Source organism: Sedimentibacter sp. zth1 (assembly GCF_017352195.1).
Taxonomy (GTDB): domain Bacteria; phylum Bacillota; class Clostridia; order Tissierellales; family Sedimentibacteraceae; genus UBA1535.
Genome location: NZ_CP071445.1, coordinates 1956755 through 1976212, shown reverse-complemented (window position 1 = coordinate 1976212; position 19458 = coordinate 1956755). Strand labels below are relative to the sequence as shown.

Annotated in this window: 16 protein-coding genes; all 16 read left to right on the top strand. The window is 28.0% G+C overall.

Annotation, left to right across the window (positions count from 1 at the left end; all coding sequences use genetic code 11):
• Window positions 1-47: 47 nt before the first annotated feature.
• The 16 genes from JYG23_RS09590 (at window position 48) to JYG23_RS09515 (ending at window position 19362) form a co-directional block, all read left to right on the top strand.
• The gene (locus tag JYG23_RS09590; protein ID WP_207235458.1) at window positions 48-737 is read left to right on the top strand and encodes a DUF4397 domain-containing protein; all 690 of its coding nucleotides are present in this window, start codon (window positions 48-50) and stop codon (window positions 735-737) included.
• Window positions 738-816: 79 nt separating this feature from the next.
• Window positions 817-1638 (top strand): pur operon repressor, encoded by an 822-nt coding sequence (purR, locus tag JYG23_RS09585; protein WP_207235457.1) that lies wholly within the window; start codon window positions 817-819, stop codon window positions 1636-1638.
• Between the two features lie 110 nt (window positions 1639-1748).
• On the top strand, window positions 1749-2018 hold the full coding sequence (spoVG, locus tag JYG23_RS09580; protein WP_207237996.1) for a septation regulator SpoVG: 270 nt from the start codon (window positions 1749-1751) through the stop codon (window positions 2016-2018).
• Window positions 2019-2282: 264 nt separating this feature from the next.
• A complete protein-coding gene (gene glmU / locus JYG23_RS09575; RefSeq protein WP_207237995.1) occupies window positions 2283-3656 on the top strand; it encodes a bifunctional UDP-N-acetylglucosamine diphosphorylase/glucosamine-1-phosphate N-acetyltransferase GlmU in 1374 nt (457 codons plus the stop codon).
• A gap of 31 nt (window positions 3657-3687) precedes the next feature.
• A complete protein-coding gene (gene pth / locus JYG23_RS09570) occupies window positions 3688-4257 on the top strand; it encodes an aminoacyl-tRNA hydrolase (RefSeq protein ID WP_207235456.1) in 570 nt (189 codons plus the stop codon).
• A 62-nt stretch (window positions 4258-4319) separates the two neighbouring features.
• A complete protein-coding gene (gene mfd, locus JYG23_RS09565; protein ID WP_207235455.1) occupies window positions 4320-7850 on the top strand; it encodes a transcription-repair coupling factor in 3531 nt (1176 codons plus the stop codon).
• 11 nt (window positions 7851-7861) lie between these two features.
• Window positions 7862-8788 carry a peptidylprolyl isomerase gene (locus JYG23_RS09560; protein ID WP_207235454.1) on the top strand — a complete coding sequence of 309 codons (927 nt, stop codon included), beginning with the start codon at window positions 7862-7864 and terminating at the stop codon, window positions 8786-8788.
• Between the two features lie 107 nt (window positions 8789-8895).
• Window positions 8896-9447 carry a stage V sporulation protein T gene (gene spoVT / locus JYG23_RS09555; protein WP_207235453.1) on the top strand — a complete coding sequence of 184 codons (552 nt, stop codon included), beginning with the start codon at window positions 8896-8898 and terminating at the stop codon, window positions 9445-9447.
• A gap of 159 nt (window positions 9448-9606) precedes the next feature.
• On the top strand, window positions 9607-11916 hold the full coding sequence (locus JYG23_RS09550; protein ID WP_207235452.1) for an ABC transporter ATP-binding protein: 2310 nt from the start codon (window positions 9607-9609) through the stop codon (window positions 11914-11916).
• 11 nt (window positions 11917-11927) lie between these two features.
• Entirely contained in the window at window positions 11928-14354 is a 2427-nt protein-coding gene (locus JYG23_RS09545; RefSeq protein ID WP_207235451.1) for an ABC transporter ATP-binding protein/permease, read from the top strand.
• Window positions 14355-14425: 71 nt separating this feature from the next.
• Entirely contained in the window at window positions 14426-16096 is a 1671-nt protein-coding gene (locus tag JYG23_RS09540; RefSeq protein ID WP_207235450.1) for an MBL fold metallo-hydrolase RNA specificity domain-containing protein, read from the top strand.
• A gap of 220 nt (window positions 16097-16316) precedes the next feature.
• Window positions 16317-16496: a hypothetical protein gene (locus JYG23_RS09535; RefSeq protein WP_207235449.1), complete on the top strand. Its 180-nt coding sequence runs from the start codon at window positions 16317-16319 to the stop codon at window positions 16494-16496.
• On the top strand, window positions 16477-16965 hold the full coding sequence (locus JYG23_RS09530; RefSeq protein WP_207235448.1) for a hypothetical protein: 489 nt from the start codon (window positions 16477-16479) through the stop codon (window positions 16963-16965). The genes JYG23_RS09535 and JYG23_RS09530 overlap by 20 nt, the downstream gene beginning before the upstream one ends.
• Before the next feature lie 4 nt (window positions 16966-16969).
• The gene (locus JYG23_RS09525) at window positions 16970-18403 is read left to right on the top strand and encodes an aminotransferase class I/II-fold pyridoxal phosphate-dependent enzyme (RefSeq protein WP_207235447.1); all 1434 of its coding nucleotides are present in this window, start codon (window positions 16970-16972) and stop codon (window positions 18401-18403) included.
• On the top strand, window positions 18400-19014 hold the full coding sequence (tmk, locus tag JYG23_RS09520) for a dTMP kinase (protein WP_207235446.1): 615 nt from the start codon (window positions 18400-18402) through the stop codon (window positions 19012-19014). Before JYG23_RS09525 ends, tmk begins: the two co-directional genes overlap by 4 nt.
• Window positions 19015-19029: 15 nt before the next feature.
• Window positions 19030-19362: a cyclic-di-AMP receptor gene (locus JYG23_RS09515; protein WP_207235445.1), complete on the top strand. Its 333-nt coding sequence runs from the start codon at window positions 19030-19032 to the stop codon at window positions 19360-19362.
• Window positions 19363-19458 lie beyond the last annotated feature (96 nt).

Here is a 19458-nt window from a genome sequence, read left to right as displayed (position 1 = left end):
ACTTATTTTTAATACTCATATATTGATTATTAAAAAGAGGTGAAGAGATGATTAACTTTAAATGTTTATCGAGTGGTAATGAGGAAAGAATTTATGATTATTTAAATAATCTTTGTAATTATCAGGAGTGTTTTTGTAACAAAGTATACATTAGATTCTTACATGCAGTAGTTGGAGCACCTGCTGTTGATATTTATGTAGATGGAATAATTGTTGCTAGTGGGCTTGAATACGGACAAATCACACAATATGTACTCTCATACCCAGGTAACTATCAAGTATCAGTCTATATAAGTAACCAAAAAGAAAATCCATTGCTTGAAGGTACGGTTGAGCTATATAGAAATACAGGATATACAGCTGCTGTGGCAGGCAACTTAGATGGTTTTGACTTATATCTAATAAAAGAATATAAAGAAGAAAAAGAACCAATAAATGAGGCAGTAGTATGCTATACGAATTTATCACCTGAAAATACTGCATTTGATTTATGCCTTTCAGATAATACTATTATATACAAAGGCGTTTCGTTTAGTGAATCAATGCCTAATGTAGCACTAATTCCTACACAAGAAAAATTTAGTATCAAATACACGAAAACAAAAGAAATTGTTGCAAGTACTGTATTAGTAGAACTAAAAAAGAATACTTATTATTCAATTTTTTCAATTGGTGAAGGTAAAGATATTGAGTTGTTTATAATTTTGAGCGGATTAAGTTATTTAGATTTATGCTAAATAGCAAAGTATAAAAACTACTTGAAAAACACGAATAATTGTTATATAATTATAAAAAACATTCGTTAAGGAGCAAATTGTGAAAAAATATAAAAGAATTCAAAGAGTTGGTGCTCTTATGAAAATTTTTACAGAAAGACCAAACCATGTGTTTTCATATAATTATTTTGCAGAAATATTTAATGCTGCTAAATCAACTATAAGTGAGGATATTGTTATAGTAAAAGAACTTGTAGAGGAATTACAGTATGGTAAAATTGAGACTATAACAGGGGCTTCTGGTGGAGCTGTATTTATACCATCAATCTCATTAGAAGATACTAAAACAATTCTTGATGAATTGTGCGTAATGTTTGCTAAACCTGACAGAATTATACCCGGTGGATTTATATATATGACAGATTTGTTCAATAATCCAAGTATAGTTGATAAAATAGCCAATGTTATATCTGCTCAATTTATTAATCAAGAATTAGATTATATTGTAACAGTTGAAACTAAGGGAATACCACTTGCAATTATGTGTGGTAAAATATTAAATGTTCCTGTAGCAGTTATAAGAAGAAACAATAAGGTTACTGAAGGGGCAACCGTAAGTATAAATTATATTTCAGGTTCATCTAAAACAATTCAAACTATGTCTTTATCAAAAAGGTCATTAAGTGAAAATAGTAAAGTTTTGATTGTAGATGATTTTATGAAAGGCGGCGGTACTGCAAAGGGCATATATGATATGATGCAAGAGTTTAAAGCAGAAGTTATTGGTACTGCTGTTGTAATTGAAACAAAGGAACCGACTGAAAAATTAGTTGATAATTACATTTCTTTACTTATTTTAGATAGTATAGATCAACAGAACAAAGCTATAAAAATCTCTCCAAATGTAAAATTGTTACAATAATTTAATAATATTTTACCAATTAAGGGAAAAATGTTTTTGCATTTTTTTGGAAAGTATAGTATTATATAATAGATTAGACATAATTATTTGGGGGGAAGGTGGTGAAATACGTGCAAATAACAGATGTTAGAGTTAGAAAAATCAATACTGAAGGCAAAATGAAGGCAATCGTTTCCGTAACTTTTGATGACTGTTTCGTAGTACATGATATCAAGATTATTGAAGGTGAAAACGGACCGTTTATTGCGATGCCAAGTAGAAAGATGCCTGATGGTGAGTTTAAGGACATTGCACATCCAATAAATATTGAAACAAGATCTATGGTTTCAGAAGCAGTGTTTAAAGCTTACGAACAAAAAAGAACTGAAGACGAGGAATAATAATAATTATTACTATGTCGGAATAGGGGGTCATAATGACCTCCTTTTTTTGTAATTAATAAGTTATATATTAAATAAAATATAACGTCAATTAAAATTATTGTAAGTACAAAATATTACAATGTATTGTATAAAATGTAGCAAAATTTTATATAATGCAATAAATATTTTAAAAAAATCATTTTATTACAAAAAACACTTGAAATTGTAATATAATTAAAGTATTATATACAAGAACTAAAAATTAAGCTTTAGGAGGCTTTAATTATGTATATGTCTATTATTTTAGCTGCAGGTGAGGGTACAAGAATGAAATCATCGGTATCTAAAGTTTTACATAAAGTTTGTGGAAGAGAAATAGTTAAATATGTTATTGATGCAACAGAAAAAGCTGGTATTGATAAAAATGTTGTAGTATTAGGTCATAGCAAGGAACAAGTTAAAGATTGTTTGCAAAATGAAAATGTAGTTTTAACGGAGCAACCAATAGGTAATGGACATCCTTATGGTACTGGTTATGCAGTAATGTGTGCAAAAGAGTACATAAATGATGAAGATACTGTAGTTTTATTATGTGGTGACGGTCCATTGATAAAAGCTGCAACAATAAAAAATCTTTTAGAGTATCATGAAAATGGTAAATATGCTTTATCTATACTAACATGTATGTTTGATAATCCTGTAGGTCTTGGAAGAATAGTTAGAAATCTAGATGGTACAGTTGATAAAATTGTTGAACAAAAAGATGCAGATGATGAGCAAATCAAGATAAAAGAAATAAATACAGGTATATTTTGTTTCAATGGCAAACTATTAAAAGAAGCTTTATTAAAATTAGATACTAATAATTCTCAAAATGAGTATTATATAACTGATACAGTTAAAATTTTAGGAGCAATGGGATATAAAATAGGTGCATTTACTCTTAATGATGAAAGAGAAATAAAGGCAGTTAATGATAGAGTTCAGTTAGCAGAAGTAAATAAATTAATGCAGGAACGAATTAATGAATTGCACTTAAGAAATGGTGTAACTATGATAGATCCAAGCGCAACTTATGTAGATGCTGACGTTGTTATTGGTAGAGATACAATTTTATATCCGGGAACAATAATTGAAACAAAAAGCATAATAGGCGAAGGTTGCATAATTGGCCCAAATACGAGAATCATAAATTCTGAAATAAAAAATGGTGTTAGTATAGATAATTCTAAAGTTATAGATTCTTTTATAGATAATAATACTAATGTTGGACCTTTTGCATATTTAAGGCCAGGAACAAAACTTGGAAAAAATGTAAAAATAGGTGATTTTGTTGAAGTTAAAAATTCTACTATTGATGATAATACAAAAGCTTCGCATTTGTCATATATAGGTGATGCAGAAGTAGGAAGTAAAGTAAATATCGGATGTGGTGTTGTTTTTGTAAATTATGATGGTATAAAAAAACATAAAACAATAGTTAAAAATGGTGCTTTTGTCGGAAGCAATTCTAATTTAATTGCTCCTGTAACTTTAGAAGAAAGAGCTTATGTGGCTTGTGGATCTACAATTACAGACGATGTTGAAGAAGAGACCTTAGCTATAGCTAGAGCACGTCAAGTAAATAAGCCAGGTAAAGGTAAAGGCAGATTTTAGTAAGTGGAATAATAAGCAAAAGAGGAATAAAATGTATTTAATAGTTGGACTGGGTAACCCAGGCAAAGAATATGTTGGTACAAGGCATAATGTAGGATTTGATGCAATTGAATATTTGGCAGATAAAAATAATGTAAGCCTTAATAAATTGAAATTTAATGCTGTTTATGGTGAATATGCAATTAAAGGTGAAAAAATAATATTGTTCAAACCGTTGACTTACATGAATTTAAGTGGAAATGCTGTTGCAGAAATAGTGAGATTTTATAAAATTCCAATGGAAAATATTGTAGTAATGTATGATGATATAGATATAGGATTAGGTGCATTAAGAATAAGACCTCATGGTAGTAGTGGAACACATAATGGTATGAAGTCAATTATTTATCAATTGCAAAGGGATAATTTTAAAAGAATTAGAATTGGAATTGGTAAAAAGACAAATCCTAATATGGACCTAGCTGATTTTGTTCTACAAAGATTTAATAAAGAAGAAAGACAACTAATAGATGAAACTATAGAAAATGCAGCATTAGCATCAGAAGACATAATTAATAATGGATTAAATCATGCAATGGAGAAATTTAATAAAACGATTTAACGGTAATGTTTACGTAATTAGAGGTAATCATTACGTTTTTGATGCTTTGTTTTGGAGTGAAAATGGATAAATTTTTGTTTGCACAATTTCAAAAAACTGATAAGTTTAATACAGTAGTAGAAAACATTAATAGCCAAAAACGACAATTAATTTATGGATTAAATGAAGAAGGTTTGGCATATTTGTGTTGCAATTTAAATGAAAGTACATTGAATAAAATTCTTATAATTACCAGTGATGATTTTAAAGCTAAACAGATAAATAAATATATAAGTGCTTATACAAAAAATGCTGAGCTATTTAATTCAAGAGAGCTGATTATGTATAATGTAGATGCTCTTAGTAAAGAAGATGTTCATAAAAGAGTAAATGTTATTAACAAAATAATTAATAATAAAAAATTAATAGTTACAGCTTCTGTAAATTCTTTGGTAAGTAAAATTATTCCTAAAGGTAAATTTAAGAAAAATATATTAAAATTGGAATACGGTAAGAACTATGACTTCGATAGTATTATACAAAATCTGATTAAATTAGGATATGAAAGAGTTGATGCAATAGAAGGACAAGGCCAATTCAGTGTTAGAGGTGGCATAATTGATATATTTTCATTGTCTAACGAAAATCCATATAGGGTTGAGTTTTTTGATGATGAGATAGACTCTATTAGACTTGTTGATGTTAAAACACAAAGATCCATTAAAAACGAAAAAAAACTTGTTGTATTACCATGTAGTGATGTATTTTTTGATGAAAAAGACGTAGAAGTAATAAAAAAAGAATTAAAAAAAGATTATGACAAAAGATATAAAAAGTTAGAAAGTATTTCTGAAAGCAAAAAAATAAGAGATACACTAACAGAATTATATGGTAGTTATGATTCTAATCTTAATTTAAAGTTCCAATTTGGCAATAAAGATTTAATATTACCATTTTCTCAAAATAAGTTTGAAAGTATTATTGACTATTTTGACGAAAAGGACGTAATTATTCTTATAGAACCTGATAAAGTGTATTTAGAATTGGGTGTAGCAATGGAAAGCTTTAATTTGAAATACACTGAACTGTTTGAAAAAGGTGAGGCCTTTTTCAAACAAAGTAGTATTAACTTTAGTAAAACTGATATATTAGAGAAACTAAAAGGTAAGAATTTGATGTATCATAATGCTTTAATTAAGCAAAATAGGAATTTCGAAATTGATGATATTTGTCAAATAATATCAAAAAGTGCTACATCCTATTATGGAAAGATGGAAGATCTTTCAAATGACTTAAATAGATACAAATATAAAGGCTACAAAACAGTTATTGTACTTAGTAATAATGAAGGATGTAAAAAACTTCACAGTATTTTGAACGATCATAATTGTAGCACAATGTTATCAGTAGAAAATGATGCTCAGATGTCGGGACAAATTTTAATATCCACAGGGGATATTAAAAAAGGTTTTGAATTGCCTGAGGTTAAAATATTATTATTAACTGAAAACGAAATATTTGGAACAACTAAAAAGAAACACAAATTAAAGAAAAAGTCCAAAAAAAGCAAAATTGAAACATTTTCCGACTTGAAGGTTGGAGACTATGTTGTACATGAGTATCATGGTATTGGACAATATGTAGGAATTGAAAAACTAAATGTACAAAATATAAAGAAAGATTATCTATGTGTAAAATACAGAGGTCAGGATAAGCTTTATGTACCAGTTGACCAATTATCTATTATACAAAAATATATTGGTTCTGATTCAATAACTCCAAAAATTAATAAAATGAGTAGCCAAGATTGGGTTAAAGTCAAAGAACGGACTAAAAAAGCAATCGAAGATATGGCTCAAGAGTTATTAGAATTATATGCAAAAAGAAAATTATTAAAAGGATATTCTTTTTCTCCGGATACAGAATGGCAAAAAGATTTTGAATATAAATTTCCTTTTGAAGAAACAGATGACCAATTAAAGTGTATAAAAGAAATCAAAAAAGACATGCAGAAGCAACAGCCGATGGATAGATTGTTATGTGGTGACGTAGGTTTTGGTAAAACAGAAGTTGCTCTAAGAGCGGTGTTTAAGGCTGTAATGGATGGTAAGCAAGTTGCAATATTGGTACCAACAACTATATTAGCTCAACAACATTATTCTAGTGTTATTGATAGGTTTAGAGGTTTTCCTATAAAAGCTGAGATGCTTAGTAGATTTAGAACTTCTTCACAACAGAAAAAAATCATTGAAGCGCTGAACAAAGGATTAATAGATATAGTAGTAGGTACACACAAGATATTGTCAAAGGATATTAAATTCAAGGATTTAGGATTGCTGGTAATAGACGAAGAACAACGTTTTGGAGTAAGACATAAAGAAGCAATTAAGCAATTAAAGGCTAATATAGATGTGTTAACATTATCTGCGACACCTATACCAAGAACATTGCATATGTCAATGATTGGCGTCAGAGATATGAGTTTGATTGAGGAACCACCAGGAGATAGGTTACCTATTCAAACGTATGTAATCGAATACAGTGATGGATTGATAAAAGATGCAATTGAAAAAGAGTTATCTAGAGATGGTCAAGTGTACTATGTGCACAATAGAGTAACTGATATAGAAAGTGTTGCCAGAAAAATTAGAGAGTTAGTACCAACTGCACGAGTTGTAGTAGGCCATGGACAGATGCATGAAAGAGAATTAGAAAATGTAATGTTCAATTTCGTAGATAAAGAGTATGATGTGTTGGTATGTACAACTATTATTGAAACTGGTATGGATATACCTAATGCGAACACTCTAATTATAGATAATGCTAATAATTTTGGACTATCACAATTATATCAATTACGAGGTAGAGTAGGAAGATCTAATAAGACATCTTTTGCCTATCTAACATATGAAAAAAACAAAGTTTTAACAGAAATTGCTGAAAAGAGACTTAAAGCTATTAGAGAGTTTACCGAATTTGGTTCTGGTTTTAAAATAGCTATGAGAGATTTAGAAATAAGAGGATGCGGTAATATACTTGGATCTGAGCAACATGGTCATATGATAGCTATAGGATATGATTTATATGTTAAATTTTTAGAAAGAGCAGTTAAAAAACTAAGTGGCGAAAATATAAATGAAGATGAAACAGAAATTTCAGTAGATTTAAGTGTAGATGGCTATATTCCATCGTCGTTTATTTCAATTGAAGAGCAAAAAATTGATATTTATAAAAAAATCGCCGCAATATCAAATCAAGAAGATGTTTTAGATATAACTGAAGAGATTATCGACAGATTTGGTACAATTCCAAAAGAAGTAAATAATTTAATAAAGGTTGCATATATTAAAACATTATGTATAAAACTAGGAGTAATATCTATAACTCAATCTGGCAAAATCTTAAAGATAGAATTTAGATCAAATGCTAGTTTAGACATTAAATGTATGAACTATTTAATAAGCAAACATTCTGATAAAATTAAATTCGATGTTTCAAAAGAGCCTGTTATAAAATATCAACTTAAATCAATAGAGCAAGAAGAAATACTCAACGAAATAAAAGTTGTTTTTGAAAGTATGTTAGATGCTAAAATTAATAAAGAAGAGTCTTAGGAGAACAAACTATGATATTTAAAAAAACTATAACGATCTTAACAATAGTAAGTATGCTGTTTGTAACTACGTCTTGCACAAAAAAAGAAGCAGAAAGTGAAGTTAAAGTTAAGGTTAATGATACTGTCATAACTGTTGAACAATTTGATAAGGCTTATAATGATTATAAAGCTATGTATGAAGAGCAATATGGCGAAAACATATGGGAACAAGAAATGGAAGAAGGTAAGACTTTTCAACAATATTTAGAAGATACAGTTTTAGAAACTCTTATTCTTGAAGTAATATTGGTAGAAGAGGCTGAAAAAGAAGGTATCGAAGTAACGCAAGAAGAAATAGATAAAGAACTCAAAACATACAAAGATGTATTTGGTAATGAAGAAAAGTTTAGTGATTTTCTAAAAAATAAAGATATTACTGAAGATTTTTTGGTAGAAACTATAAAAAGAGAATTATTAATAACTAAGTTTTTAAATATTAAATCTGCATATATTAATGATATAGAACCTACAGATGAACAATTATTAGCGTTATTTGATAAAAACAAAGACTCATTTACTCAAATAAGGGCAAGTCATATACTTGTTGAGACAGAAGAAGAAGCTGAACAAGTAAAAAAAAGATTAGATGATGGCGAAAATTTTGAAGAATTAGCTAAAGAAGTTTCAATTTGTCCAAGTGCTGAAAAAGGTGGAGATTTAGATTATTTCTATTTTAATGAAATGGCATATGAATTTTCAGCGGTTGCATTTAAAATGCAGTTAGGTGAAATTAGTAATCCGGTAAAATCAGATTATGGTTATCATATAATTAAATTAACAGATAAAAAGGACACATTTAAAAGTGTAGATAGAGAACAGCTTGTTTATCAATTCAAAGCCAAAGAATATAATGACTTTTTGGATAAATATATCAAAAAATCAAAGATTGAGAAATAAAAAAGTGGGTAATAATAAATTATGTAGGAATAATATTACCGATTATACAAATAATATTAGATATAAAAGGAATTTATTATAAAAACGTATTTAAAATAGGAGGAAACATGAAAGCTACAGGTATTGTAAGAAGAATAGATGATTTAGGAAGAGTCGTAATACCAAAAGAGATAAGAAGGACACTAAGAATTAGAGAAGGGGACCCATTAGAAATATTTACTGATAGAGAAGGAGAAATAATATTAAAAAAATATTCTCCAATAGGTGAATTATCAGAGTTCTCTGATGAGTATGTAGAGTCTTTATTTGAGACAACAAGACATATTGCAATAATAACAGACAGAGATGCAGCTATAGCTGTTTCAGGAAGCAGCAAGAAAGATTATGCAGAGAAACGATTAAGCCCAGAGCTTGAAAAAATTATTGAATCAAGAGAAATGTACATTACAAATGGTAACACAAAACCAGTACGTATTACGGTTAATGAGTTTAATCCTGATGCTTATGGTGCACAGGTTATAGCGCCAATAGTAGTTCAAGGAGATTCAATAGGTTCTGTTATACTGCTATCAAAAGATAAAAACGCTAAAATGGGTGAAGTAGAAGAAAAATTAGCTAAGAATGCAAGTATATTTTTAGCAAGACAAATGGAAAACTAAAAATAGTTATTAAGAATTTATAATCCAAACAAATGTACAGTTAAATAAAAGCTGTATGTGTGTTTGGATTTTTTTTGTCGAATTATGTTAAATAATTGTTTCATATAATAAGGAAATATGTTACAATATTATATAAATAATACAGAAAGGATGAATAAAATGATAAAATTATCAAATGTGTCAAAATATTACAATAGTGGTGCGAATGTTGTATTGGGCTTAAGAAAGATAAACTTAGAATTTAATAAAGGTGATTTTGTTGCTATAACAGGTGAAAGTGGCAGTGGAAAATCAACACTATTAAATGTAATAAGTGGGCTCGACAGCTATGAAGATGGAGAAATATATTTTAATGGACAGCCAACATCACATTATGACCAGTGTGATTGGGAAGAATACAGAAAAAATAGTATAGGATTCATTTTCCAAAATTACAATCTTATAGATAGTTATACAGTGCTGGAAAACGTTTTAGCGGCACTTCTGATTAAAGGTTATGAAAAGTCAGAGGCTAAGATTAAAGCTCGTAAAATTATTGCAAAAGTAGGATTGACAGATAAAGAAAAAAACAGAGCTTCACAGTTATCGAGTGGTCAAAAACAAAGATTATCAATAGCTAGAGCATTGGCAAAAGAAACCGATGTTTTAATAGCTGATGAGCCTACAGGCAATCTTGATGTGGAAAATGGTAATCAAATAATAGAGTTACTATATGAAATATCTAAGGAAAAACTTGTTATTATGGTTACACATAATTTCGACGAGGTGAAAGATTATGCAACAAGAAAAATACGTATGTATGATGGTGAGGTACAGTCAGATATAGTATTAGAAAAAAATTTAAAAAACATAGGTACTAAGCCGGAAGAATGTGACGCTAAAAATGAAAAGAAATGTACAATTAAACAGATTAATAACAAAAAAACAGCTTGGGAGTTTGCGTTATTAAACATAAAATCACAGCCAAAGAAAGTAATATTATTATTTGTATTTTTATTGTTTACAGCATTTTCTTCATATATATTCTTAGGGGGATTGTTAAGTAATATAGATGATACAACAGCAAAGACGTTTAGTTATTCAGCTTTTTACAATGGTAGTAATAAAAGAATATCTGTCAGAAAGCCTAATGGTGACGAAATGACGGATGAGGACATAGCATGGCTAAATAATGTTGATAAAGTTGTAGGGGTTGATAAATACGATTTAGCAAGTGATATGTGCTATGCATATAGAAAAGACATTGATTACAAAAAATTTTATCATACAAAAGAATTCTTTGATGATGATTCTGAAAAGCCAACAGATTCATATATAGTTTTCTTAAATTATAATAACTACATTATGTCATCAAATTTACTAAATAAAGACAATTTATCTTGTGGAGAGTTACCCAAAGATATTAATGAAGTAGTGATAAGCTCTAATAATAAAGAATTATTGGGAACGACTATAAAATTCTATTTATCATGTCAGAAAGAATGGCCAAAAGATAAATATATTGAGAAAGATATGAAAGTAGTTGGGTTGGTAAATTCTAATTCTGGTCAGGTGTACTTTTCAGATAAGTTAACAGGTATGATGGCGGCAACTGCATATCAGAAGGAAAGATATTTCTGTTATGTAAATAAATATCGTAGAAAAGCAGAGGGTGTTGTTAATTATTCAATAAATGATGAATTAGAAGGTACTGATGCAAAACTTTCATATAAAATGTACAATATAATAGGTTATATTCCAACAAATAGGTCTAGTATGGCTATTAAAAGTAACATAATGAAAAATGATCCATATTTTAAAACATCATGTATTGATTTAAATATCTTGGACTCATTCAAAAGAACTTCAGAAACTAGTTTAGATGTAGATTATGATGTATTCAATGAATCTTCAGCGACTATTATAGAAGTGAATTCTGAAACATTTTATAAAATGTACAAGGATATAGCAGAACAGGTAACCGTATATATAGAAGATTATGCTTATGCTGATAAAGTATACGATACAATAATACAGAAAGGTTATGAGGCTGTAATTCCTTATAAGATGGGTTCAATAAATTACAGTAAAGAAAAGGTAAGAGCAAGACTTGTAACATTGCTAATATCATTTTCAGCATTACTCATAATATTTTTCTTAGAAGTTTTAATAATTAAATCATTGCTAAAATACAAAAAAGGTGATTTTGTTATATTTAAACTAATAGGTATGAATAATAAAATAGTTAGTTATATAAACTATTTTGAATTACTGGTATATCAGTTGTTTGCAATTGTATGTTCTATGGTTATTGTTTGGATACTTTGCCTTAATAATGTTACATATATTATTAACATTTTTAAATATTACAAATTGTCACATTATATTATATATGTAGTATTAAATGTGTTAGTCTTGTTGATACTTGGAAACTCTTATAATAAATATTTGAAAAAGAATTTCAGTATAACATCACTTAGTGATAATTAAGGAGGCGCGAAATGATAAAGGTAAATAATTTAGATAAATATTTCAATAAAAGTAAGCAAAATGAGTTGCATGTTATAAATAATGTTAGTATAGAATTACCTGACACGGGAATGATTTGCATATTAGGAGAAAGTGGTTCAGGAAAAACTACACTTGTTAATGCAATTGGAGGATTGGATAACTTTAAAAAAGGTACTATAAATGCTTTTGGCACAACTGTAAATAAATCAAACATAAAAACTTATGAAAAAGTTAGAAATAAAAATTATAGTTACATATTTCAAAATTATTACTTGCTTGGTGAGCAAAGTGTTTATGAAAATATTAAAATAGCTTTAAATATGTACGAAATTACAGAAGAAGACAAAAAAGATAGAATTAATAAGGCTTTAGAAGCAGTTGGTATGATAAAGTATAAAAAACGTTTTGTTTCTCAGTTAAGTGGAGGTCAACAACAAAGAGTTGCTATAGCAAGAGCCTTGGTCAAAAGCCCTAGAGTAATATTTGCGGACGAGCCTACAGGTAACTTAGATGAAGTAAATACTATGAAAATAATGAGTATACTTAAAAAAGTTTCTGAGAATTGTCTTATAGTACTTGTAACACATGAAAAAAGATTAGCAAATTTTTTTGCTGATAGAATAATTGAAATTTCAGATGGTAAGGTTATTAGTGATGAATTAATGTCAACAGATAAAAAATGTTATTCATATGTGGATGATAATAATATCTATTTAAAAGAATTAAGCAAGCATTCAAATGATGATGATTATTTGAAATATAATTATTATACTTATGATAAAACAAAAAAATTAAATCTTAATATAGTTTTTGAAAATGGTAAGTTTTTTATAAATAGTACTGATAATATTGATGTAGTGTTATTATCAAATGATACTGAAAAACAAATGATAGATGATTATAAGCCAAGAATAGAATTAAGTGATATTGAAAACACAGATTATAGTATGTCTAAAATTGATCAAGTAAAGTCACCTAAGCTAAGTGTAGGAGAGCTATTTAGATTAGCAATAAGTAATATTAAAATGTATGGAAAGAAGCAGATTTTTTTAGTAGCTTCCTTGGTTATTATGGCGATACTTTTAACTATAACAGTGCAAGATGTTTTGACATTATCTTCTATTGATATTGGTTCTATAGTAACAAATGACTCTCACTATTTAACTGTTGAAGTTAAAAAAGGTGATTTTATTAGATCATCTGAAATAGATAGAGAGTTTGAGATGATATATGATGATTTCAAGAAAAGTAATTTATATTCGGAAATTTATGTAGATAATACTATAAATTTAGAGTATATTTATAGTGGATTTAAGCAAGTAGAAGGCGTAAAAGTAATAGTAACTGGTTTTACATATGTACCCCTTGAACATTTAAAACAGGATGATATATTATATGGTAGAATGCCTGAAAAACCTAATGAAATTGTCATTGATATGCAGATTGCAAATAGATTTATTAAAAATAATAAATTACTATCAATTTTATTTAATAGTCCTCAATCATTGTTAAATAAAAATTTTACAACTAATAAAAAAGTAATACCATATGTAGTTGTTGGAGTAAGTGATACTAATGAATCAAGTGTATACATTGATAAAGTTGCAGGATTAGGTTTGTTAGGTTGGTGCAATCAAGTTGCAAGTTTATCAAGCTTGCAATCATTCAGTCCAGGTACATATGATGATGTTTTGCTAGGTTCTAATGAAACTATAGTTAAGAATGAATATAAGGTTTCAAAAAAAACATTTAGAACTAATTATTATAAATATCTTGATATTGTAGATTTCCTTCCAAATGATTTTCCGGCTATTTATATTATCAATGATAAACACTATGATGATGTTCTAAAAGAATTGGTAAGTTATAACAGAACATTTAAAGTTTATACTAACAATAAAAAAGAAGTTAAAAAATATTTTGAAAATTATATTTCAGAAGAAATGAAAGGGAAATTGCAAATTGTAGTTACAGATAATTATGCTAAAGAATTAGCAAAATACAAAAGTGCTAGAAGTATTAAACTGAATGCTAGATTTATAATCACCCTAACAATATTTATTGTGTGCTTAGTAATATTGTATTTTACAATGAAATCAAATGCTCTAAAGAATATAAAAAATATTGCTGTATATAGATTGCTAGGAATAACAAAATCAAGCATATCATTATTATTTATATTCGAAAATATTATAATATCAACTTATACTTCGCTTATAGGAGTGCTTGCTACAACATCTGTTTTAAAATTTTTAGAAAGTATACCTTCATTGGAAATTTCATTTACATATCCATGGTATGCGATAGTAGCAACTATATTGTTTCTATATTTCTTGAATATTATAATAGGAATCATCCCAGTTTGCAATATATTAAGATTAACACCAGTACAAATAACTTCAAAATATGATATGTAAAAAATTAATATAAAATTATTTTAATAAATATATAAAATAGTAGAAAACTATATGTAAATCAGGAGGTTATTATGAATTTAAATTTTTACGGTGCAGTTGAGTCAGTTACAGGTTCGTGTCATTTGCTTCAATTTAACAATAAAAAAATATTGCTTGATTGCGGTCAGTTTCAAGGAAGCAAACATGAAGAACAGATGAATTTTGACGAATTTGAATTTAATCCCTCTGAAATCGACTATTTATTATTAAGTCATAGCCATATAGATCATTGTGGGCGGATACCGTTACTTGTTAAACGAGGTTTTAAAGGAGATATCATTTGCACTAAACCAACGTGCGATTTATGTGAAATTATGCTTCTAGATAGTGCACATATACATGAATCAGAGGCAGAGTGGTTAAATAGAAAAGGTAAAAGAGCTGGAAGAGAATATATTGAACCTCTATATACTCAACAAGATGCTATCAATAGTATAAAATATTTTAAAACTTGTTTGTATGGTCAAATGATTAAACTTGATGAAGATTTAACTGTTAGATTTACAGACGCTGGGCATATTTTAGGTTCTGCAATTATTGAAATATGGATAAAAGAAGAGAATACTGCAGAACCAATCAAACTAGTATTTTCAGGGGATTTAGGTACAGAAGATAAACCAATACTAAAAAATCCAAATATAATAGATAAAGCAGATTATTTAATAATGGAATCAACTTATGGTAATAGGTTGCATGAAAAAGTTGAAAATAAAATCACTACACTTATTGATATAATTTTAAAAACTGCCAGAAGAGGAGGAAACATTGTTATCCCATCATTTGCAGTAGGAAGGACACAAGAGATAATATATGAACTTAATAAGTATTATGATGGTGATTCTATTGAATCTCAAGAATTAAGAAATATTCCGGTATACATTGATAGCCCTTTAGCTACAAAAACGACTAATATATTCAAAATAAATTCACAAGTATTTGATAATGAAAGCAGACAATTTCTTGTGAGTGGAAATAATCCTTTAGAGTTTAGAAATTTGCATTTTGTAATGTCACCAGATGAATCAAAGGAATTGAATTTTGATAACACACCAAAAATTATAATTTCAGCTAGTGGTATGTGTGAAGCTGGAAGAATAAAGCACCATTTAAAACATAATTTGTGGAGAAAAGAATCGAGTGTTATATTTGTAGGATATCAAGCAGAAAATACACTAGGAAGAAAAATAAAAGATGGCGAAAAAAAGGTAAGAATTTTTGGCGAGGATATAAATGTAGAAGCGGAAATCTATGAAATTGAAGGATTCTCAGGTCATGCAGATAAAAATGGTTTGATAAATTGGTTAAAGGCCTTTGATAAAAAGCCAAAAAAAGTATTTATAGTTCACGGTGAAAAAGACTCAAAAGAGAGCTTGTCAGAGGAATTAAATAAAACATTGAATATAGAGTGTATTATACCTGAAAAAAGTGTTGAATACAAATTAGAACAGGAAAAGCTATCAGTAATTCAAAAAATTAAATATGCACATTCAGAGCCTAAATCAATGCAAGTTGCAGATATTGAAAAGGTAAGAAGACTTCAAAACAAGCTTGGTAGGCTTCAATGTTTATTTGATGATGCAATAGTATTAGCTGATGATAATCTAAATGAATCAGTGAGTTTAGAGCAATATAATAAAATCAATAATCAATTGATAGAAGTTGAAAACTCTATAATGAATCTAACAATATTGAGTGGAAAATAGATAAGTAATATTATAAGCAATTAGTATTTTAAGAAACACCCTTTTAACGTTATATATTGTTATTTTGACAATATAATTGAATATTAATTATCCAAAAGCGTAGTAGCACTTAAATTTTAATAGACAATACAATACTGCTGTTATATAATATATATAATATTAGTATTGATAAATATAGTAAAAAATTAGATGGTTTATTAAATTATTAAATGGTGATAAGATGATAATTCAAGTAGCAATAATTATAACTGTACTATTGTTGATTACAGCACTAATGGTAATTTTATTTATTGAAACTCTGCAAACAACAAAAAGTATAGCTAAGAAAAGAAAAGAAGATAAGAAAAGAAAAATAGTCAATATGCGTAAGAAGGAAAAGAATGGAATATATAATATCTGAAATACTTAAAAGAAAAAAAAGTGCCATGACGGAAATGATAGTGGTTGGTATTTTATCTGTTATAATATTAAATATATTTATTACTTTAACTAATAATATTGAAATTTATCGAAATACTATTTGTGTTTTTTTGTTAATAATATATTGTTTAGTAATGTATTTTGTTTTCAAGAGAATGTTATTTGTATATTCTTATAATCTAGGTGAGGATTGTATTAATTTCCAAAAACATATATTTAAGCAAAATAAAAATATGTTGACAGTAAGCTTAAAAAATATTAAATTTATAGATAAATATGATAATATAATTACTAATTCTAACGTGCAAAAAACATACTATTTTATTTATGGCTTTGTAGACGAGGATTGTTATTATTGTGAATATGAAACAAATAATAAGATATATAGATTTGTTTTTAAACCTAGTGAAAGATTAATAAGGATATTAGAAAGGAAAACAGGAAGATAAAACGATGGACATAACTAATTTTGGAGTTATTGAAGGCATAAAGAAATATAGAGAAGAGGTTGATACTAGTTTTCATATGCCTGGACACAAGAACAAGCCCAATATTTTGGATGAAATAGGAAATAATTTATACAAATACGATATAACAGAGACAATTGGAACAGATAATTTGCATTTCCCAACAGGAATGATAAAAAATACATTGGACTTCATAAGTGATTCATATAAAACAAAACAATCATATATAGTTGTTAATGGAACATCATGTGGGGTTATTTCCTCAATAATGGCTTGTACAAATCCTGGCGATTTTATTTTAGTACAAAGAGATTGTCACAAATCAGTTTATAACGCAGTAATATTAGGAGGATTGAAGGTAGAATATTTATATCCCGAGTTCAATAAAGAACATGGATTGAATTTCAGCGTTAGCTTAGAAAAACTTGAGCAAATGCTTATAAATTATCCTAAAATTAAATTAGTAGTATTAACATATCCTACATTTTATGGAATATGCTTTGATATAAAAAAAGCAGCTGAAATTGTACACAAGTATGGGAAAATACTAATGATTGACGAGGCTCATGGTAGCCATCTTAATTTTAGCGAAATGTTACCACAGTCAGCAGAATCTTCTGGAGCTGATATCGTAACACAAAGTACACATAAGACACTTCCGTCTTTGACACAAAGTTCAGTGTTACATGTTTGTAGTGATAGAATTGATACATCTAAGTTAAGTAGAATGTTAAGAATGTTACAAACTACTAGCCCATCATATATTTTAATGGCATCTGTACAAAATGCTATAGAATATATGAATAAAAATGGTGAAGAGAAACTTCAAAAAAACATAGAAATGTTTAGAATTAAAACAAATGAACTTAGAGAATTAGGTGTAAATGTTTTAACAGATGATTTTCTTATAAGTGAGGGCTGTTATGAGTTTGATGAAACTAGGGCAGTCGTTAGTTTAAACGATGTTGGAATCACAGGTAAGGAATTAGAAATTATTTTAAGAGAAAAATATAAAATACAAATGGAAATGTCCGATTTGATGTATATTGTAGGATATATTACAGCTGCTGATGATCCATCGGATATAGCTAAATTGTTTGATGCAATAAAAGAAATATATATAGATGCAAAGAAAATGGGCAATAAAAGTAGTAAAGTTTATATAGAAGAGTTTCCAAGATTGACACAAGAAATGTCAATGAAAAACGCGTTTTATTCTAAAAATGAAATTGTTACTACTGAAAAATCTATAGGAAGAATATCTTCGGATTTCATAATTCCATATCCACCAGGAATACCACTAATTTGTCCTGGCGAAATAATCAAGGAAGAAACTATTGAATATGCTACTTCGCTATTGGCTAATGGTATTAATGTAAACGGAATAGAAAATAATTTGTTAAGGGTAGTTGTAAAATGAGAGGAATTTTTATAGTACTTGAAGGGCCAGATGGATCTGGTAAAAGTACAATGGCTAGTATGATAGGTGAATATTATAAGCAAAAAGGAAGAGAGATAATATTTACTCGCGAGCCAGGTGGAACAAAAATCAGTGAAAAAATTAGAAATGTAATTTTAGACAATGATAACAGTGAAATGTCATATAATACTGAAGCATTGCTGTATGCAGCATCTAGAGCACAACTTGTATCTGAAAAAATAAAACCTTTATTACAACAAGGCAAGGTTGTTATAAGCGAAAGATATGTTTATTCAAGTATTGTATACCAAGGAATCGGTAGAAAATTAGGTATAGATAAAATTAAATTAATAAATGATTTTGCTACTAATGACTTAAAACCGGACTTAGTCTTGTTCTTTGATATTGACCCTGAAAAAGCTTTGAATAGAAAATTATCTAGTAACAATGCAGATAGACTAGAAAACGAAAAGTTATCATTTCATAGAGAAGTATATGAAGGTTATAAAGAAATATTAAATTATTATGACGAGATAGTACCAATTAATGCAGATAAGAAAGCAAACGAGTTATTTAATGAAATTAAAAATATTATAGATAATTTAAATTAATAGGAGGAAATAACTATGAAGCTGATTATTGCAATTGTACAAAATGATGACGTTAATAAACTTATAGCATCTTTAAGAGAAAGCGGATTTTCTTCAACTAAGCTTGCATCAACAGGTGGATTTTTAAGTTCTGGAAATACAACACTTCTAATAGGTGTTGAAGAAGAAAAAGTGGATGATGTTTTAGAAGTAATTAAAAAAATTTGCAAGACAAAGAAAAAAATTACAGCAGCTATGCCTCCAAGTACTTGTTGTACTGTAGGAGGATATTTACCTCATACTATCGAAGTTACAGTTGGTGGAGCAGTAGTGTTTGTAACAGGTGTGGATAAATTTGAAAAAATTTAACAAAATTAAACTTAAAGATAATTAAATCAGCGCAGATTTAGGAGTTATAAAGAAAAACTAAATCTGCGTTCTTAATAAGTATTAATTGGAGGGCTA